The 18,286-nt window shown below is 65.8% G+C and carries 16 protein-coding genes; 3 read left to right on the top strand and 13 right to left on the bottom strand.

The genetic code is table 11. From position 1 onward, the window contains the following. Positions 1–24: 24 nt before the first annotated feature. Positions 25–909 (bottom strand): KPN_02809 family neutral zinc metallopeptidase, encoded by an 885-nt coding sequence (gene ypfJ / locus ACT531_RS07905; RefSeq protein ID WP_343735150.1) that lies wholly within the window; start codon positions 907–909, stop codon positions 25–27. Positions 910–1,031: 122 nt separating this feature from the next. Between ypfJ and pcp the strand changes: the two genes are divergently transcribed. From pcp to ACT531_RS07890, 3 genes are all read left to right on the top strand, one after another. After that, the gene (gene pcp / locus ACT531_RS07900; RefSeq protein ID WP_476017069.1) at positions 1,032–1,706 is read left to right on the top strand and encodes a pyroglutamyl-peptidase I; all 675 of its coding nucleotides are present in this window, start codon (positions 1,032–1,034) and stop codon (positions 1,704–1,706) included. A gap of 117 nt (positions 1,707–1,823) precedes the next feature. Further along, complete coding sequence (locus ACT531_RS07895; protein ID WP_476017068.1) at positions 1,824–2,813, top strand: delta(1)-pyrroline-2-carboxylate reductase family protein; 990 nt, start codon at positions 1,824–1,826, stop codon at positions 2,811–2,813. Continuing rightward, complete coding sequence (locus tag ACT531_RS07890; protein ID WP_476017067.1) at positions 2,810–4,510, top strand: diguanylate cyclase; 1,701 nt, start codon at positions 2,810–2,812, stop codon at positions 4,508–4,510. Before ACT531_RS07895 ends, ACT531_RS07890 begins: the two co-directional genes overlap by 4 nt. 35 nt (positions 4,511–4,545) lie before the next feature. On the opposite strand, the gene ACT531_RS07885 is transcribed toward ACT531_RS07890, so the two are convergent. The 12 genes from ACT531_RS07885 to ACT531_RS07830 form a co-directional block, all read right to left on the bottom strand. Further along, the gene (locus ACT531_RS07885; protein WP_476017066.1) at positions 4,546–4,968 is read right to left on the bottom strand and encodes a hypothetical protein; all 423 of its coding nucleotides are present in this window, start codon (positions 4,966–4,968) and stop codon (positions 4,546–4,548) included. Positions 4,969–5,116: 148 nt separating this feature from the next. Next, entirely contained in the window at positions 5,117–5,689 is a 573-nt protein-coding gene (dcd, locus tag ACT531_RS07880) for a dCTP deaminase (protein ID WP_015012892.1), read from the bottom strand. An 80-nt stretch (positions 5,690–5,769) separates the two neighbouring features. Further along, entirely contained in the window at positions 5,770–7,068 is a 1,299-nt protein-coding gene (gene guaD / locus ACT531_RS07875) for a guanine deaminase (RefSeq protein WP_476017065.1), read from the bottom strand. A gap of 112 nt (positions 7,069–7,180) precedes the next feature. Further along, positions 7,181–8,281, bottom strand: coding sequence for a BMP family ABC transporter substrate-binding protein (locus tag ACT531_RS07870; protein ID WP_476017064.1), 1,101 nt, complete (start codon positions 8,279–8,281; stop codon positions 7,181–7,183). A gap of 182 nt (positions 8,282–8,463) precedes the next feature. Beyond that, positions 8,464–10,038 (bottom strand): methyl-accepting chemotaxis protein, encoded by a 1,575-nt coding sequence (locus tag ACT531_RS07865; RefSeq protein ID WP_476017063.1) that lies wholly within the window; start codon positions 10,036–10,038, stop codon positions 8,464–8,466. A 216-nt stretch (positions 10,039–10,254) separates the two neighbouring features. After that, positions 10,255–11,307 (bottom strand): adenosine deaminase, encoded by a 1,053-nt coding sequence (locus ACT531_RS07860; RefSeq protein ID WP_476017062.1) that lies wholly within the window; start codon positions 11,305–11,307, stop codon positions 10,255–10,257. Beyond that, entirely contained in the window at positions 11,307–12,290 is a 984-nt protein-coding gene (locus tag ACT531_RS07855) for an aromatic ring-hydroxylating dioxygenase subunit alpha (protein WP_476017061.1), read from the bottom strand. Before ACT531_RS07855 ends, ACT531_RS07860 begins: the two co-directional genes overlap by 1 nt. Positions 12,291–12,408: 118 nt before the next feature. Then, complete coding sequence (locus ACT531_RS07850; RefSeq protein ID WP_015012885.1) at positions 12,409–13,575, bottom strand: BMP family ABC transporter substrate-binding protein; 1,167 nt, start codon at positions 13,573–13,575, stop codon at positions 12,409–12,411. Positions 13,576–13,684: 109 nt separating this feature from the next. After that, positions 13,685–14,605: an ABC transporter permease gene (locus ACT531_RS07845; protein WP_015012884.1), complete on the bottom strand. Its 921-nt coding sequence runs from the start codon at positions 14,603–14,605 to the stop codon at positions 13,685–13,687. Continuing rightward, on the bottom strand, positions 14,605–15,678 hold the full coding sequence (locus ACT531_RS07840; protein WP_476017060.1) for an ABC transporter permease: 1,074 nt from the start codon (positions 15,676–15,678) through the stop codon (positions 14,605–14,607). Before ACT531_RS07840 ends, ACT531_RS07845 begins: the two co-directional genes overlap by 1 nt. Next, a complete protein-coding gene (locus ACT531_RS07835) occupies positions 15,671–17,257 on the bottom strand; it encodes an ABC transporter ATP-binding protein (protein WP_476017059.1) in 1,587 nt (528 codons plus the stop codon). The genes ACT531_RS07840 and ACT531_RS07835 overlap by 8 nt, the downstream gene beginning before the upstream one ends. A gap of 79 nt (positions 17,258–17,336) precedes the next feature. Further along, positions 17,337–18,269 carry a LysR family transcriptional regulator gene (locus tag ACT531_RS07830; protein WP_476017058.1) on the bottom strand — a complete coding sequence of 311 codons (933 nt, stop codon included), beginning with the start codon at positions 18,267–18,269 and terminating at the stop codon, positions 17,337–17,339. Between the last annotated feature and the right edge of the window lie 17 nt (positions 18,270–18,286).

Raw genomic sequence — 18,286 nt, 5'->3', positions numbered from 1 at the left:
TAGCAAGCCCCGGGCATTGCGCGCCTACAGGCTGCGCGCTGCAAACGTGTCGCAGGTCTTGACACTGCCGCTTTGCAGACCGCTGTTGAACCAGCGCTGCCGCTGGGCGCTGGTGCCGTGCGTGAAGCTCTCGGGCACCACGGCGCCGCCGTTGGCCCGCTGCAGTGCATCGTCGCCAATCTTGGCGGCGGCGTTCATGGCTTCTTCCACATCGCCCTGCTCCAGGATCTGACGGGACTTCTGGGCGTGGTGGGCCCACACCCCCGCAAAGCAGTCGGCCTGCAGCTCCAGCCGCACCGACAGCGCGTTGTATTCCACCTTGCTCACACGGCCCCGCATCTGGTCCACCTTGGCGCTGATGCCCAGCTGGTTCTGCACGTGGTGTCCCACCTCATGGGCAATCACGTAGGCCTGGGCAAAGTCGCCCGGGGCACCCAGCCGGGTCTTGAGAGTCTCGTAGAACCCCAGGTCGATGTAGACCTTCTGGTCAGCGGGGCAGTAAAACGGCCCCATGGCTGCCTGCCCCGTACCACATGCGGTGGGCGTAGCGCCCCGGAACAACACCAGCCGCGGGTCCTGGTAGCGACCGCCGCCCTGGCGGAACACCTCGCCCCACACGTCCTCCGTGTCCGCGAGCACCGTGGACACAAAACGTGCCATGGTGTCATCGGCCGGAGGCCTGTGGGCAGGGGTATGGGGCTGTGTCTGGACCTGGGGCGCCGGTCCGCCACCGCTGAGCAACCCCAGGATGGTCAAGGGGTTGATGCCCAGCACCCAGCCGCCCACCAGCGCGATCACGATGGTGCCGATACCGATGCTGCGCCCCCCGAAAACCGGCGATCCGCCGCCACCTCCGTCATCGCGGCGGTCTTCCACATTGTCGGACTCGCGATTGCCTTCCCATCTCATTGCATCTCTCCAGCGCCCTCACGGCGGGGCGACCAAGCCTGCATGTTACGCGCCGGGACGGCCCCGGCGTGGACGATTTACGATGTGTTCCACCCCGCTTCAGCCCGCCTTTCATGACATCCATGGCCCCTGACACTCCCCACAGTACGCCCCAGGCCGGCCCGGCCATCCTGCTGACTGGTTTTGACCCGTTTGGCGGCGGCGCAAACAACCCTAGCTGGCTGATTGCGCAAGCGCTGCACGGCCAGCGCATTGCAGGGCACCAGGTGGTGGCCGCGCAGTTGCCCACGGTGTTCGGGCAGTCGTTGCAGCGGCTGCAGTCGCTGCTGCAGGAACACCAGCCCGCCATCACGATGTGCCTGGGCCTGGCCGGCGGGCGGGCAGCGCTGTCCATCGAGCGCATTGGCATCAACATCAACGATGCGCGCATCCCCGACAACTGCGGCGCCCAACCCATCGACACCCCGGTGCAGGCCGGCGGGCCCGCCGCCTACTTTGCCAGCCTGCCCATCAAGGCCATGCTGCGTGGCGTGCAGCGGGCAGGCGTGCCCTGCGAGGTATCGCAGACCGCAGGCACCTTTGTCTGCAACCATGTGCTGTACGGGCTGATGCACTTGCTGGCGCAGGGCGCTGCCCCCCAGGGAGCGCGTGGCGGCTTTGTGCATGTGCCCTGGCTCAGCGGCCAGGGCGAGCCCCATCTGCCCCTGCGCGACATGGTGCGCGGCATCCATGCGGCCCTCTGGGCGGCGGTGCTGGCCCCGCAGGACATTGCGCTGCAGGCAGGGGCCATGCATTGATGAAGTACTGCGTACAGCCACCCTGAGCCGAGACCGCCCTGCCCTGTGGTCCCGTACCCGGCGTCGGTGAGGGGTTCTCCGCTCCCAGGCAGCCTGCACGCTGTGTAAAGTCCGCGCATGCCTTTTGTCCCCTCTTTCGCATCCTCTGGCCTGCTGGACGCGGCCGCCACCGCCGAGCGCTTGCCCTGGTCCGCACTGGCCGATGAAATAGCCGCTATGCTCCAGGACAACAGCGTGGTGGTACCCCAGCGGGCCGTGCTGCCGCTGGCACAAGGCGGCAGCCTGTTTGTGATGCCCGCCACGGATCAGGCGGTGGCCATGACCAAGCTCATCACCCTGACCCCGGGCAATGCAGGCACCGGGCGCCCGTCGATCCAGGGCGACGTGGTGGTGTTTGACATCGCCACGGGCGAGCGCCGGCTGGTGCTTCATGGTCCCACCGTCACCGCACGGCGCACCGCCGCAGCGTCGCTGCTGGCCGCCCAGCGGCTGGCGCAGGTGCCACAAGGGCCTTTGCTCATCGTAGGCGCAGGGGTGCAGGGCCTGGCGCACGCCGAGGCCTTCATCCACGGCCTCGGCGTGCGCGAGGTGTGGATTGCCTCCCGCAGCCGCGCCAGCGCCGAGGCCCTCGCGGCGCAAGTGCAAGCGCTGGGCGCCCAGGCTCGGGTGGTGCCCGACGCCGATGCCGCCATGCCTCATTGCCCGCTGATCGCCACCTGCACCACCGGCAAGGCCGTGGTGCTCAGCGCCGTTCCCCAGCCCGAAACGTTCATCGCAGCGGTGGGCGCCTTCACGCCCGTCATGGTGGAGCTGGCCCCAGGCCTGTGCCAGCACATCGCGCAGCACGGACGCATCGTGGTGGACACCAGCGATGCACTGCACGAGGCGGGCGATCTGCTGCAGGCGGGCCTGGATGTGGCCGCTCTCCCCACACTGGGCGATGTGGTGCGTGACCACCGCAATGCGGCGCTGAAGCACCCACCGGGCCCGGTGCTGTTCAAAAGCTGCGGCTGGGCCGGCTGGGACCTGGCGGCCGCCCGGCTGGCATTGCGCCATGCCAGCCCGGCCCTGGCAGCGATGGACTCCGTGACCGCAACGCCTGCATGATGTTCATCACCCGCTTTTCAGACCACAGCCTGCGCATGCAGATCGCGCTGGTATTTGGCACTCTGGTGGTGGGCCTGTCGGTGTTGTTGTCGCTGGGGTTTGGCGAACTGCTCAAGCACCGCATCCAGCGCGATGCAGGCAACTCGTTGCAGGTGGTGGCCGAAAACGCCGGCAAGCTCTTGGCCCTGGGCCTCATGCAGCGCAGCCTGGAGGCCGAGGTGATGGCCAGTGCCGAAGTGGTCTGGTCCAAGGGGCTCGACTCTGCCGAAGCGCAACACATGCTGGCTCGCAGCCAGGCCATGCAACCCACCAATGTGTGGATTGGCGTGGCCGACGCGCAAGGCGTGGTGCGCAATGCCACGAACGGCCTGCTGGTGGGGCAGAGCGTGGCGCAGCGCCCCTGGTTTCAGCACGGCCTGCAAGGAGTGCATGTGGGCGACGTGCATGCAGCACAGTTGCTCGAATCCCTGCTGCCTCCCACCGCGACGGGCGAGCCGCACCGTTTTGTGGACTTTGCCGCCCCCATCCGCATCGGCCCCACCACCGTGGGCGTATTCGCCATCCACGGCAGCTGGCAATGGACCCGCGAGGTGCTCGAAAGCCTCACGCCCGCTTCGTCTGACGAGAGCGCGCTGGAACTGTTCATCTTTGACCGGCAAGGCACCCTGATCTTTGCCCCCGGCGGGCGGACCGAGGTGATGCGGGCCGCCGGGCAGCGGCTGCCCGAGGGCATTCAGATCAACAACAACCGCGACGGCGGCAGCACGCAGACCACCGTGGCACGGTGGCAGGACGGCAAACGCTACCTGACCGCAGCCACGCAGCTGCAACCACGCAATGCCGCCAGCGACCTGGGCTGGCGCATCGTGGCGCGCCAACCCGTGGAGCTGGCTTTTGCCGAGGCCGACGACACCGTGCAGCTGGCGCTCGCCATCGGTCTGGTTGCCGCGCTGTTCGCCTCGGCCCTGGCCTGGCTGGCCGCGCGTCGCCTGAGCGTGGACCTGTATGCGCTGGCCGATGCCGCCAGCGGCGTGGAGGCGGGCCGCCCAGGCAGTGACATCCCGGCCATGCAGAGCAGCCGCGAAGTGCAGCAGCTCTCGCAGTCTCTGGGCCGCATGACGCACCACTTGGTGGCCGCCCGTGAAGCCATGGAAGAAAAGGTGCGGCTGCGCACGCTGGAACTGGAAGCCGCCAACCGCGCCCTGGACCTGCAGGCGCGCACCGACGCGCTCACCGGCCTGCTGAACCGGCGTGGCTTCGAGACACAAATGGCCTTTGCCGTGGCGCTGGCGCGGCGCAGCAGCCGTCCGTTGAGCCTGATCACCGTGGACGTGGACCACTTCAAGCGGGTGAACGACACCTACGGACACGAGGCGGGGGACGAGGTGCTGCGGCGCCTGGCGCGCACGCTGGAGTCCCGCCTGCGGGGCTCGGATGTGGTGGCCCGGCTGGGGGGCGAGGAGTTTGTGGCGCTTTTGCCCGACACCGACCTGAACGGCGCCCAATCGATTGCACAAGCCCTGGTCGCGGCCATGGCGGAGCAGCAGGACCCGGTGGTGGGGACGATCACCGTCAGCGCGGGCGTGGCCACGATGCGTGGAGCGGAAGACAACGGTGCCGCCATGCTGCGGCGGGGCGACGCGGCGCTCTACGAGGCCAAGGGGCAGGGACGTAACCGGGTTTGCGTGGAAGCTTGAGCGGACGTCAGAGCCTTACGAAAACAAGCACCCTGTCAGTGCCCGCTGGATACTGCCCCCGCCTCCAGCACTGGGGCATCGAAGTACGGCCGCAGCTGGCCCGCCAGTTCCTGCAAGCTGTCATCCGGCCCCTGGGCTGCCAGCGCCAGCCGCTCCAGCGCGTAAGGCCGGTGGCCCAGCATCATCGACATGTTCACGCAATGGCCTTGCGCGGCCATGCGCAGCACGAAGTCGTTGAGGAGTTCACAAGGCCAATAGGTGTTGGTGTGGGTGTGGGTGTGGTGGGTGTGACAGTCCGCGTCTGCAGGGTCCGGCGCCGTATCAGCCGACTGAAACGCTGAGGCCACCGGCGAAGCGGCTGGCATTTTGGCTTTGGCGGCGACCGCAGCGCCCTGCGCAGGTGCCAAGGCACGGACGGGCGCAAAGAAAAAACTTGAGGCAACAGCGGACATCAGCATGGCGGGACTCCATCAGCCCCCATCTCCCGGGAGGCATGTCACCGATGCTAAAAAACTTACCGATGCTTGCATTTCAGCCAAGGCGCATGGCGCTTGTAGGACACCGCCCCTGGCCACAGGGCGGGTACCCAGCGCGCCGCCGAGGCCGTCAGGCCTTGGGCAGCGTCACGCCCACCTGGCCCTGGTACTTCCCGCCCCGGTCACGATAGCTGACCTCGCAGACGTCGTCCTTGTCGCTTTCGAAGAACAGCACCTGGGCGCAGCCTTCGCCGGCATAGATGCGTGCGGGCAACGGCGTGGTGTTGCTGAACTCCAGCGTCACATACCCTTCCCACTCGGGCTCGAACGGGGTCACGTTGACGATGATGCCGCAGCGCGCGTAGGTGCTTTTGCCCAGGCAGATGGTGAGCACGTTGCGCGGGATGCGGAAGTATTCGACCGTGCGGGCCAGCGCAAAGCTGTTGGGAGGGATGATGCAGCTGTCGCCTTCGAAATCGACAAAGCTCTTTTCGTCGAAGTTCTTCGGGTCCACCACGGTGCTGTGGATGTTGGTGAACACCTTGAATTCGGGCGCACAGCGGATGTCGTAGCCGTAGCTGCTGGTGCCGTAGCTGATGATCTTGCGGCCCTCGACCTCACGCACCTGACCGGGCTCGAAGGGCTCGATCATGCCGTGCTCGGCCGCCATGCGGCGGATCCATTTGTCGCTCTTGATGCTCATAGCAGAACTCCCTGCGCTGTGGCCCGCACAGTGGTGGTCTGCCGGGCGCTATTAAATACGTAGCTGGTAGCGCATGAATATCAAGCGCTGGAGCCGTATTTTGCTTGAGAAATCACCGTTTCCTGCACCACGCGGTCGTCACCGAGCACGATCAGCGCAAACAAAAGCTCATCCAGGTTGCGCGCCTGGCGCGTCTTGCGCGCCAAAAGCGGAGTGGCTTCGGGGTTCAGCACCACAAAATCGGCCTCGCAGCCCGGCTGCAGATTGCCCACCACGCCCGCAAGGCCCAGCGCCTTGGCGGCCCCAGCCGTGTGTTGCCACCACAGTTGCTGGGGCGACAGGCTCAGGCCCTGTTTGGTCTGCCCCTCCCGCCCCACGTAGTACGCGGCCAGCATGGTGTGGAACGGGCTGAAGCTGGTGCCCCCGCCCACATCGCTGGCCAGGCCGTAGCCGAAGCCCACCCGGTCGGCCCCCGCGTAGTCGAAGAACCCGCTGCCCAGAAAAAGATTGCTGGTGGGGCTGACCGCAGCCACCGCGCCGGTGTCGCGCATCAGCGCCCGGTCGTCGTCGTCGAAGTGGATGCAGTGGGCATACACCGCACGCTCGCGCATCAGGCCAAAGTCGTCGTACACGCCCAGGTAGCTGCGTGCGGCGGGGAACAGTTCGCGCGCCCAACGGATTTCGTCGCGGTTTTCGGCCACGTGGGATTGAATCCACACATCGGGGTAGCGCGCAGCCAGCTCGCCCGCCCCACGCAATTGCTCATGCGTGCTGGTGGGCGCAAAGCGGGGGGTGATGGCGTAGCCGAGCCGGTCCACGCCGTGCCAGCGCCGGATGAGCGCCTCGGAGTCGATCAAGCTCTGCTCGGTGTCGTCGCGCACGCCGTCGGGCGAGTGGCGGTCCTGCAGCACCTTGCCGGTGATGAGGCGCATCTGCTGGCGTTGCGCCTCGGCAAACAAGGCGTCCACCGACGCGGGATGAGACGTCGAAAACGCCAGGGCTGTGGTCACACCGTTACGCAGCAGCTCGGCCACAAAAAATTCGGCCACCTGGGCGCTGTAGCCAGGGTCTACAAACCGCGACTCGTGGGGAAAGGTGTAGTTCTCCAGCCAGGGCAGCAGGCCATCGGCGGGCGAGCCGATCACGTCCGTCTGCGGAAAGTGGATGTGCATGTCCACAAACCCCGGGGCCAGAATGCGCCCTGGCAAATGCACCACCGGCTCTCCGGCGAACTGGGGTGCGAGGGTCTGCCAGGCACCGGCTGCCAGCACCCGCTGGCGGCCCTGGGCATCCGGGCCAATGGCCAGCAGGCCATCTTCGTCATAGAGGGCGCGGCCGTCATCGGCAAAACGCAAAAGGGCGGAACGGTAAACAGGCATGGCGGCAAGCTTAGCGGCAGGGGGCGCCGTTTGTATATGCAGCACCCCATAGAGGCTATGGGGTTCAGGGAGCACCGATCAGTGACGACGATGGGCGATATGCCTTGCAGGATCAGCGGGACACCTTGCCCACCACGCCCTCCACCAGCCAGTTCATCTGCAAGATTTGTGCATCCGACAGCGCCTGGCCTGCGGCAATGCGCTCCTGCCCCTCGTTGTCGCGCACCGGCGCCTTGCCCGCGCGGAAGGGCTGCAGCTTGCCCGCGCCCACGGCCTTTTGCGCATTGAGCACCTCTTGCTGGACGGCCGCTGGCACCCGGGTACCAAAGTCGCCCACGCGGATCATGCCCTCGCGCACGCCGCCCCACAGGTTGGCACTTTTCCAGGTGCCGTTTTGCACAGCGCGCACGCGCTCGGTGTAGTAGGCGCCCCACTGGTGCGTCACGGCCACGATCTGGGCATCGGGCCCGGTCTTGCGCATGTCGGAGTGGTAGGCCACGGCCATCTTGCCGCGCTCTTGCGCAGCCGCCATCACGGCGGTGGAGCCCGTATGGAAAGCGATCACGTCCACATCCTGGTTGAACAGCGCCATGGCGGCGTCGCGCTCCTTGGGCGGGTCGAACCACACGTTGAGCCACACCACCTTGACGGTGGCCTGGGGGTTGACCGAGCGCATGCCCAGCGTGAAGGCGTTGATGCCCTGCAGCACTTCCGGAATGGGAAACCCGGCCACGAACCCGGCCACGCCGGTCTTGCTCATACGGCCCGCCGCAATGCCCGCGAGATAGCGCCCCTCGTAATAGCGCGCATTGGCGGCAGCCACATTGGGGGTGGTCTTGTAGCCGGTGATGGACTCGAACTTCACCTGCGGATAGTCCTGCGCCACCTTGATTGTGGGCTCCATGTAGCCAAAGCTGGGCGTGAAAATGATCTGGTGGCCGGTGGCGGCCAGGTCGCGGATCACCCGCTCGGCGTCGGCCCCTTCAGCCACGTTCTCGACAAACGTGGTCTTCACCTGGTTGCCCAGCGCGGCCTCGACGGCCTTACGGCCTTCGTCGTGCTGGCGCGTCCAGCCTGCCTCGGTGATCGGTGAGACATAGACAAAACCGGCTTTGACCGGCTCCGTCACACTGCCTTTGGCGGGCGTGGTCTGGGAAAAAGCGGGGGAGAAAAAACAGGCGGCCACGAGCGTGGCTGCGAGGTTTTTGTACATGGTGTTCCTCTACATGGCCCTGATGGAATGGAACGGAAGCACCGCAGGACGACGGTGCCACCGGGACGGTCAGACTGTGCGAAAACTACATGGAGCGGTGTTGCAAAGACTGCCGGGTTAAAAAAAACAGGATTCAAGTGTGGGCGTGCGCTGCAGCAGCGCACGGAGCCCCGCCATGCATTTCAATTCAGACGCAGCGCCTGTGGGCCTGCGCCCAGGCGGAAGGCGCCCACCACTTCGGCCAGGCGCGAAGCCTGGTCTTTCAGGCTTTCGGCGGCGGCGGTGGACTCTTCCACCAGGGCTGCATTTTGCTGGGTCATCTGGTCCAGCTGGGTCACGGCCACGTTCACCTGGCCAATGCCCTGGCTCTGCTCCGAAGCGGCTGCGCTGATCTCGCCAATGATGTCGGTCACGCGGCGCACGGAGCTCACGATCTCGCCCATGGTGGTGCCGGCGTTCTGCACCAGCGCAGCACCCGACTCGACCTTTTCCACGGACACGCCGATCAGCATCTTGATTTCCTTGGCCGCCTGGGCCGAGCGCTGGGCCAGCGAGCGCACTTCGCTCGCCACCACGGCAAAGCCACGGCCCTGCTCACCTGCACGGGCGGCTTCCACGGCCGCGTTCAGCGCCAGGATGTTGGTCTGGAACGCAATGCCGTCGATGGTGCCGATGATGTCGGCGATCTTCTTGCTGCTGGTGTTGATCTCGTCCATGGTGGTCACCACCTGGGCCACCACATCACCCCCGCGCTGGGCCACCTGCGCCGCCGACACGGCCAACTGGTTGGCCTGCACGGCCGAATCGGCGCTCTGGCGCACCGTGCTGGTCAGCTCTTCCATGGAGCTGGCGGTCTCCTGCAGGCTGCTGGCCGTCTGCTCGGTGCGTGCGCTCAGGTCTTGGTTGCCAATCGCGATCTGGGTACTGGCTGTGGAGATGCTGTCCACCACGCCCCGCACTTGCTGCAGCGAACGGTGCAGCGCACTGCGCATGGCATCCAGCGCGCGCAGCAGGTGGCCGGTTTCATCGTTGGCGTAGCTCGCCTGGGGAGCCCCCGTCAGGTCCATGTTGGCGATGGTCTCGGCAATGGCCTCAGCCTGGCGCAGCGGGCGCGTGATGCTGGTGGTCAGCAGCCAGGCCAGCAAGGCGCCCAGCAGCAGCGACACGCCGGTGCAGATTTGCAGCAGCAGTGTGGTCTGCGCGCGCAGCTCTTCGCTGCGCTTGCCGGCGGCATCCAGCTCGGCGCGCTGGCCGTCCACCATCTGCTGCACGCCTGCCAGATAACTGCGGGAGGTGGGCTCAAAACGCTCGGTGAACACCTTGTTGGCGTTCTCGGCATCGCCCGCCTGCTTGAACTTGCTCACCTCCTCGCGGGCCGCCAAATAGTCCTTGCGCAGGTCACCCACCTTGGCAAAAAGCTGCTTCTTCTCCGGCGTGTCCATCTTGGACTCGATGAACTTCTGCAGCTCATTGGTTTCGCGGATCGACGCCGCCGTGGCAGGCGCAAAGTAGGGGATCAGGCTGGCGTCACTGCTCTTGGCGATGGCTGCAGCGCGCTGTACGCCGGACGTGGTGTGGCGCAGCCAGTCCGAGCCAGCACGTTCGGTCTTGATGTTGTCGTTGACCATGGCGTCGATCTCTCGGCCCAGCTGGCTGAGCTTGACCACAGCCACCACGCTGCTGGCAAAAAACAACGCCAGGATCAGGCCGAGCACCAGCGTGAGGCGCTTGCCAATGGAAATTTGACTGAGAAACATGGAAGGCTCCAAAAAAGGGGGGCAACACGGCACCCGTGCACTCCGCAAAGAAACTGTTCAAGGTCTCAAGGGGCGCAGGGTAAGGGCCATGGTGGTGGATCACCCCGTGGGCCTGGGCCGGACGCAATTCGAACGAATGCTTACTATTTTAAGGGTTTACCCAAATCAGCCCCCTGCCGCACAGGCGACAGCCCATCCGTGCGGGCTGCGCCCAGCTCAGTAATCGTGCTCCACACACCGCTCAAACGCCTCCTTGAGCTTGTGCTCCCACACCCGCTTGTCGGCGTTGCCTGCAAAGCTGGCTTCAAAGCTGTTGAACGCCAACTGGTAGGCATGCTTGGCCGTGAGGCCCGTGGCCGCAAACACCTGGGTGAAGTTCTCGTTGATGTAGCCGCCAAAGTAGGCCGGGTCGTCTGAATTGACCGTGGCAGCCAGCCCGGCATCGAGCAGCTTGCCGAGGTTGTGGTCTGCCAGATTGGGGAACACACACAGCTTCTGGTTGGACAGCGGGCACACCGTGAGCGCAATGCGGTCTTGCGCCAGGCGCTGCATCAGCGCCGCGTCGTGCACGGCCTGCACGCCGTGGTCGATGCGCTCGACCTTGAGCACATCGAGCGCGCTCCAGATGTAGGCGGGAGGTCCCTCCTCCCCCGCATGGGCGACCAGGTGCAGGCCCAGTTCGCGGCAGCGGGCAAAGACGCGGGCAAACTTCTCGGGTGGATGGCCCAGCTCGCTGGAATCGAGCCCCACGCCCACGATCTTGTCGAGCAGCGGCATGGCCTGCTCCAGCGTCTCAAACGCCGACTCCTCGCTAAGGTGGCGCAGGAAACACAAAATCAGCGTGGCGCTGATGCCCAGTTCGGCGCGGGCGTCCTCGCAGGCGCGGTGCAGGCCGTTGATGACGGTCTCCATGGGCACGCCGCGCGCGGTATGGGTCTGCGGGTCGAAGAAGAGTTCGGCGTGCAGCACGTTGTCGCGCGCCGCGCGGCTCAGGTAGGCGCGCGCCATGTCGTAGAAGTCCTGCTCATGCAGCAGCACGCTGGCGCCCGCGTAGTAGATGTCCAGAAAGCTCTGCAGGTTGGTGAACGCATAGGCGCTGCGCAAGGCGTCCACACTGGCATAGGGCAGCGTCAGCCCGTTGCGCTGCGCCAGCGCAAAGATCAGCTCAGGCTCCAGCGAGCCCTCGATGTGGATGTGCAGCTCGGCCTTGGGCATGGCACGCAGCAGGCTGGGCAGGCGCTCGGCGGAGATGGGGGGGATCTTGAACATCAGCAGACTCCAAAGGTGATGCCACTCTGGCGCAGAAAGCGGCGGTAAGCAGATGATGCCTTGTCGGCGGCGGTATGCAACTCCGCGCGCAGGTCGAGTGGCAGGCACTGTGGCATCTGCGACTCCAGCACGGGCTGGTCCTGCGTGAAGATGGTGTGCTGGAAGGCCTGCAGCTTCTCGTCCGGCGAATCAAAATCCGCCACAGCCAGCCGGAACCACACTCGGCTGCGCACCGGCGTCACCGGGCAGATGAACAGCGCAATGGATTCACGCCAGCCATCCACCGCCGTGGTGCCAGCCTCGGGCACCTTGGTCAGCACGGCTGCATAGGGCGCAGTGACTTCGTAGGTGTATTCGACCTGGGCAGCCGCCGTTGAATGCAGGTTGGATTGCGGTTGCCAGGCCTTGCAGCCCGTGGCCAGCACGCCCGTGGGCGTGGGCTCCACGCGGTAGTCGTCGATGGCCGTCGCTTCGCGGCTGCCCAGCCAGCCTTCGTGCACAAAGCCGAAATGCGACATGTCCAGAAAATTTTCGATGATGCGCGTCGCGCTGGCCGCCACATCGTAAGGACCGCAGTTGAGCTTGCGCAGGCGGGCGTCCCCTTCCGCCGCAAACACAGGCAGCCCCTGCTCACCCGGTGCGATGCGAACCCAGACCATGCCATAAGCCTCCTGCGTCTCAAAGTGCCTAGCGCAGTGGGTGGCCGGAGGCACAAAGCTGGGCAGTGCGGGCACATGCGTGCACTGCCCGCCGGCCGCAAACTGCCAGCCATGGTAGGGGCACTCCAACTGGCCCTGGGGCGTGACGCGGCCCAGCGACAGGCGGGCGCCCCGGTGCGGGCACTGGTCGGCCAGCGCGTGCACAGCGCCTCCGCTGTCGCGCCACAACACCACGGGTTGTTCCAGCAATTGCACGGCCAGCGGTGCCTGCGCAGCCACGGCCTCTGACAGGGCCACGGGGTGCCACAACGTTGATTCCACCATCGTCCTTGCTCCTCAAAAAGCCACGGACCGCAAAAGGCCCCTGCAAAACAAAAGGGCCACCCCAGGGCGGCCCTTTGTCACAGCAGCCCGCAAGAGCTGCTGACGCACGCGGTGCGAATTACTTCTTGTCGCCGCCGGGGATCTTGCCTTCCACGCCCTTGACGTAGAAGTTGATGCCGCCCAGGAACTTGTCGTCGGCCACAGCGTCCTTTTCCAGCACGGGCTTGCCGTCCTGACCCATGATGGGGCCCTTCCAGATGCTGAAGCTGCCGTCGGCCAGGCCCTTCTTCACTTCTTCCACCTTGGCCTTGGTTTCGGCAGGCACGTCTTCAGCGATGGAGACGATGTCGATCGCGCCTTCCTTCACGCCCCACCAGCTTTGGCCCGAAGCCCAGGTGCCGTCCAGCACGTCCTTGGTAGCCTTGACGTAGTACGGGCCCCAGTTGATGACAGCCGATGCCAGGTGGGCCTTGGGACCATAGGCAGTCATGTCGCTGTCCCAGCCGAAGGCGCGCTTGCCCTTCTCTTGAGCAGTCTTGAGTACGGCGGGAGAGTCAGTGTTCTGGAACAGGATGTCAGCGCCGCCGTTGATCAGGCTGGTTGCCGCTTCGGTTTCCTTGGGTGGGCTGAACCATTCGTTCACCCACACCACCTTGGTCTTGATCTTGGGGTTGACCGACTGCGCACCCAGCGTGAAGCTGTTGATGTTGCGGATCACCTCAGGAATCGGCACCGAGCCCACCACGCCCAGCGTGTTGGACTTGGTCATGGCGCCAGCGATGATGCCGGCCATGTACGCGCCTTCGTAGGTGCGGCTGTCGTAAGTGCGCAGGTTCTCGGCCGTCTTGTAGCCGGTGGCGTGCTCGAACTTCACGCCCTTGTTGTCTTCCGCCACCTTGAGCATGGACTCCATGTAGCCGAAGGTGGTGCCGAAGATCAGCTTGTTGCCCTGGCCGGCCAGGTCGCGCAGTACGCGCTCGGCGTCAGCGGACTCGGGCACGCTTTCCACAAAGCTCGTCACGACCTTGTCGCCGAATTCCTTCTCGATGGCCTTGCGACCGTTGTCGTGTGCAAACGACCAGCCGCCGTCGCCCACAGGGCCGACATAGGCAAACGCGATCTTCAGTGGCTCGGGCTTGGGGGCCGGTGCTTCTGCGGCAGGGGCCGGAGCAGGCGCGGGGGCCGGTGCCGGTTCTTCCTTCTTGCCACAACCCACGAGGGCGGCAGCGGCCACAGCGGAGAGCGCTGCCACCTTGAGCATGGAGCGTTTCTGCAGATCAGTCATGTCGGTTTCCTTATCGAAGAAGTAAGACTTGCAAAGGTTGGGGGACGAAACTATCAATTATGGTGCGATCTACCGCAGGGTAACCAGATTTTCGCGTGCACAATCCCTATCACGAGCCCGGATAAAACGGTTTGCCCAGCGATGCCGGCATGTTGATGCGAATCCAGGTCGGATTGCGCGAGATCAACGCCAGCACCACGATGGTGGCCACATACGGCAGCATGCTCAGCAACTGGCTGGCCACCTGCACGCCCGTGGCCTGCAAATGGAACTGCAGCATGGTCACGCCACCAAACAGATAAGCACCAAGCAACACCCGTGCCGGGCGCCAGGTGGCAAAGGTGGTGAGTGCCAGCGCGATCCAGCCGCGCCCAGCCACCATACCCTCGACCCACAGCGGCGTGTAGACGGTGGAGATGTAGGCCCCGGCCAGCCCGCACAGGGCACCGCCCACCACCACGGCCGCCAGCCGGATGCGCCGCACCGGGTAGCCCAATGCATGCGCCGACTCGGGCGACTCGCCCACCGAGCGCAGCACGAGCCCGGCGCGCGAGCGGTACAGGAACCAGATCAACCCCGCCACCAGCACCATGGTGAGATACACCAGCGGATGCTGACGGAACAGCGCGGGGCCCAGCAGCGGCACATCGCCCAGCACCGGGATCGCGTACTTGGGCAACTCGGGCAGCTTGGCCTGCACGTAGCTGATGCCCGCAAACGCCGAAAAGCCCACACCGAAGAGGCTGAGCGCCAAGCCCGTGGCGTACTGGTTGGTGTTGAGCCAGATCACCAGCACGCCAAAGATGGCGGCCAGCACGGCACCGGCCGCCATGCCTGCAGCAAAGCCCAGCCAGGTGTTGCCGGTGTGCACCACCGTGGCAAACCCGGCAATGGCGGCGCAGAGCATCATGCCCTCGGCGCCCAGGTTGACGATGCCCGCCTTCTCGTTGATGAGCAGGCCCAGGGCCGCAATGGCCAGCACGGTGCCCGCACTGAGTGTGGCGCCGATGAGGAGTGCGTAGGATTCCATCAGGCCACCACCTTTCTGCTACCCACCCAGCGGATGCGGTAGGCAATCAATGTGTCGCAGGCCAGCAGCGTGAACAGCAGCAGTCCCTGGAACACGCCGGTGAGCGACTTGGGCAGGCCCAGGCGCGACTGCGCCAGTTCACCGCCGATGTAGAACATGCTCATGAGGATGGCCGAGAGAATCATGCCCACAGGGTGCAGCCGCCCCACAAAGGCCACGATGATGGCCGCAAAACCATAGCCTGCCGGCACATAGGGCGTGAGCTGGCCGATGGGCCCGGCCACCTCCAGCGCACCCGCCAAACCGGCGGCACCACCCGAAATCAGCAATGCCGTCCACAGCGCGCGGCGCGACGAAAAGCCCGCATAGCGCGCCGCTGCCGGTGCCAAGCCGCCCACCTGCTGGGCAAAGCCCGCCCGGGTGCGGAACAAAAACACCCACAGCGCCCCGGCACCAGCCAGCGCCAGCAGCAGGCCGATGGACACGCGCGAGCCCTGCATCAGGCGCGGGATCTGCGTGACCTTTTCAAAGGTCTTGGTCTGCGGAAAGTTGTAGCCCATCGGGTCCTTCCACGGGCCATAGACCAGGTAGCCCAGCACCAGCGTGGCCACATAGACGAGCATCAGGCTCACCAGGATTTCGTTGGCGTTGAACTTGTCACGCAGCAGCGCCGTGAGCCCTGCCCAGGCCATGCCGCCCAGCACCCCGGCGAGCAGGATGGCGGGCACGATCCAGGGGCCGGTCGTCTTGTCTGCCATCAGCGCCACGCCGCCCGCCACCACGGCGCCGATCACAAACTGGCCTTCGGCGCCGATGTTCCACACGTTCGAGCGGAAACACACGGCCAGCCCCAGCGCAATCAGCAACAGTGGCGTGGCCTTGACCATGAGTTCGCCAATGGCGTACTGCGTCTTGATGGGCTCCCAGAAGAACACCTGCAGCCCGCGCACCGGGTCTTTGCCCAGCGCAATGAACAAGGCCACACCAATCAGCACCGTGACGGCCAGCGCCAGCAGCGGCGAGCCATAGGTCCAGAGCTTGGAAGCCTGGGGGCGTGGTTCCAGCTTAAGCATGCTGCACCTCCGCTGCCTTGGCCTGTTGTGCGAGGTGCGCTTGGACATCGGCATGCCACAGCCCGCTCATCCATTCACCGATGCGTTCCACCGTGGCCTCGGCGCGCGGCACCGAGGGCGACATGTGCCCCTTGGCCACCACATGCAGCCGGTCGCAGATTTCAAACAATTCGTCCAGCTCCTCACTGACCACCAGCACGGCGCAGCCTGCGTCACGCAGGGCCAGGATGGAGCCCCGGATCTGTGCGGCGGCGCCCACATCCACGCCCCAGGTGGGCTGCGAAACGATGAGCAGCTTGGGGTTGGCGTCAATCTCGCGCCCCACGATGAACTTCTGCAGGTTGCCACCCGACAGCGACTTGGCCGCTGCGTTGGGTCCACCCGCCTTCACATTGAAGCGCCGGATGATGTCCTCAGCATGCTTTTGCAGCGCGCCCACCTTGATCCAGCCACTGCCGCCGACCGAATTGGTGCGGGTGAGCAGCAGGTTGTGCGCCAGCCCCATGGTGGGCACGGCGCCCCGGCCCAGGCGCTCTTCGGGCACAAAATGCAGGCCCAGCGCACGGCGCTGGCCCGGGCCCATGCGGCCCGCGTTCTGGCCCGCCACCTGGATGCTGGCCGCGTCAGCCCGCTGGTCTTCGCCCGACAGCGCATAGAGCAATTCTTTTTGCCCGTTGCCCGACACCCCGGCAATGCCCACCACCTCGCCCGCTTTCACCTCGAACTGCAGGTCGATCAAATCCACCCCAAACTGGTCGGCGCGCGGCAGCGACAGGCCCTGCACGCGCAGCACCGTGGCGCCGGTCTGCACCGCGCGGTGCTCCAGCGCGGGCGGCTCGGCGCCAATCATCAGGCGCGACAGGGAGGCATTGGATTCCTCGGCCGGGTTGCACACGCCCGTCACCTTGCCGCCGCGCAGCACGGTGCAGGCGGTGCACAGCGCGCGGATTTCGTGCAGCTTGTGGCTGATGTAGAGGATGCTGCAGCCCTCGCTGGCCAGCTTGCGCAGCACCACAAAGAGCTTTTCGACCGCCTGGGGCGTGAGCACCGAAGTGGGCTCGTCCAGGATCAGCACCTTGGGGTTGGTGAGCAGCGCGCGGATGATTTCCACGCGCTGCATCTCGCCCACGCTCAGCGTGTGCACGGGGCGCAGGGGGTCGATGTCAAGGCCGTATTCGGCGGCCTTGGCGGTGATGCGGCCGGTCACTTCGGCCAGCGTCAGGCTCTTGTCCAGGCCCAGCCACACGTTCTCGGCCACCGTGAGGGTGTCGAACAGGCTGAAATGCTGGAACACCATGGCAATGCCGAGGGCCCGCGCTTCTTGCGGGTTGCGCACCTGCACGGCCTGGCCGTTGAAGAACACGCTGCCTTCGTCGGGCTTAACCGAGCCGTAGATGATTTTCATCAGCGTGGACTTGCCCGCGCCGTTTTCGCCCAGCACGGCGTGGATTTCACCCGGCAGCACCGTGAGCGACACGCCGCTGTTGGCCACTACGGCCGGGTAGCGCTTGGTGATGCCCACCAGCTGCAGCCGTGGCGGCGCCGCACCAGGCGCTGAAGGATTGGGGGGAGAACTCATGCGGGGATTGTCTCTCAGTTTTACAACTTGTTATAAGAATGAAAATACCTCATGGCGCTTGTTCAGTATGCCCAAGCAGCTATTCTTTTCGTAGCGAAGCAGCCACGGTTTTCACGCAATCTCGCAGCCAGGCCGCGGCGGCCGAGTGGCGCGTGCGGGCATGCCACAGCTGGTAGTACATGAGCCGGGGAAACGGCACCGGGCACGGCAGGATGGCCAGTGGCAGCTGGTCCACATACCGCTCGCAGTACTGACGGCCGGTGGTCAGCACAAGCAAGCTCGATGCCACGATGCTGGGGATGAGGCTGAAATGCGCGCAGCGCGCCGTGATGTGGCGCTGCATGCCCAGGCTGTCCAGGTGGGCGTCGATCACGCCCCGCGCGCCGGGGTGGGTGGGCGTGGGCGCGATGTGTTCGGCGGCCAGCCAGCTCTCCACATCCCAGCCGCGCCGCACGGCAGGGTGGTCCTTGCCGACCAGGCACACCACCTCGTCACCAAACAGGCGTCCCATGTGCAGGTCGTCGGGCGGCTGGGGCCAGTTGCCGATCACCACGTCCACATCGCCCTGGGCCAGGTGCGCGTGGTAGTGCGCGTCGGCCGACAGGGGCAGGATCTCGATGGGGCACAAAGGGGCCTCAACCTTGATGCGGGCCACGAGCTGTGGCAGGAACAGCGGGTCGAGGTAGTCGCTGGCCGCCACGCGGAAGGTGCGGGTGGCCGTGCGCGGGTCAAACCCACGCGCATCCGAAAACAGGGCCTCCGCCGCACGCAGGATGGCCCCGGCGGGCTCCACCATGCGCAGCGCGGCATCGGTGGGCATCATGCTGGCGCCGGAGCGCACCAGCAGCGGGTCGCCCGAGAGGTCGCGCAGCCTTTTGAGCGCAGCCGACACCGCCGGCTGGTGCATGCCCAGGCGGACGGCGGCCCTCGATACGCTGCGTTCTGTGAGCACGGTGTGCAAGACCCTTATGAGATGGAGGTCTATCTTGTCGAAAAGGGCGTGGTCTCTCATAGCGGTGTGGGCATGGG

The sequence above is a fragment of the Acidovorax sp. DMC1 genome, from assembly GCF_056314325.1.
This window is presented reverse-complemented; position numbering and strand designations above follow the sequence as displayed.

Excerpts from the sequence above, each read along its gene's own strand:
- ypfJ (WP_343735150.1), bottom strand. The coding sequence starts at position 909 with ATGAGATGGGAAGGCAATCGCGAGTCCGACAATGTGGAAGACCGCCGC.
- pcp (WP_476017069.1), top strand. The coding sequence starts at position 1,032 with ATGGCCCCTGACACTCCCCACAGTACGCCCCAGGCCGGCCCGGCCATC.
- ACT531_RS07895 (WP_476017068.1), top strand. The coding sequence starts at position 1,824 with ATGCCTTTTGTCCCCTCTTTCGCATCCTCTGGCCTGCTGGACGCGGCC.
- ACT531_RS07890 (WP_476017067.1), top strand. The coding sequence starts at position 2,810 with ATGATGTTCATCACCCGCTTTTCAGACCACAGCCTGCGCATGCAGATC.
- ACT531_RS07885 (WP_476017066.1), bottom strand. The coding sequence starts at position 4,968 with ATGCTGATGTCCGCTGTTGCCTCAAGTTTTTTCTTTGCGCCCGTCCGT.
- dcd (WP_015012892.1), bottom strand. The coding sequence starts at position 5,689 with ATGAGCATCAAGAGCGACAAATGGATCCGCCGCATGGCGGCCGAGCAC.
- guaD (WP_476017065.1), bottom strand. The coding sequence starts at position 7,068 with ATGCCTGTTTACCGTTCCGCCCTTTTGCGTTTTGCCGATGACGGCCGC.
- ACT531_RS07870 (WP_476017064.1), bottom strand. The coding sequence starts at position 8,281 with ATGTACAAAAACCTCGCAGCCACGCTCGTGGCCGCCTGTTTTTTCTCC.
- ACT531_RS07865 (WP_476017063.1), bottom strand. The coding sequence starts at position 10,038 with ATGTTTCTCAGTCAAATTTCCATTGGCAAGCGCCTCACGCTGGTGCTC.
- ACT531_RS07860 (WP_476017062.1), bottom strand. The coding sequence starts at position 11,307 with ATGTTCAAGATCCCCCCCATCTCCGCCGAGCGCCTGCCCAGCCTGCTG.
- ACT531_RS07855 (WP_476017061.1), bottom strand. The coding sequence starts at position 12,290 with ATGGTGGAATCAACGTTGTGGCACCCCGTGGCCCTGTCAGAGGCCGTG.
- ACT531_RS07850 (WP_015012885.1), bottom strand. The coding sequence starts at position 13,575 with ATGACTGATCTGCAGAAACGCTCCATGCTCAAGGTGGCAGCGCTCTCC.
- ACT531_RS07845 (WP_015012884.1), bottom strand. The coding sequence starts at position 14,605 with ATGGAATCCTACGCACTCCTCATCGGCGCCACACTCAGTGCGGGCACC.
- ACT531_RS07840 (WP_476017060.1), bottom strand. The coding sequence starts at position 15,678 with ATGCTTAAGCTGGAACCACGCCCCCAGGCTTCCAAGCTCTGGACCTAT.
- ACT531_RS07835 (WP_476017059.1), bottom strand. The coding sequence starts at position 17,257 with ATGAGTTCTCCCCCCAATCCTTCAGCGCCTGGTGCGGCGCCGCCACGG.
- ACT531_RS07830 (WP_476017058.1), bottom strand. The coding sequence starts at position 18,269 with ATGAGAGACCACGCCCTTTTCGACAAGATAGACCTCCATCTCATAAGG.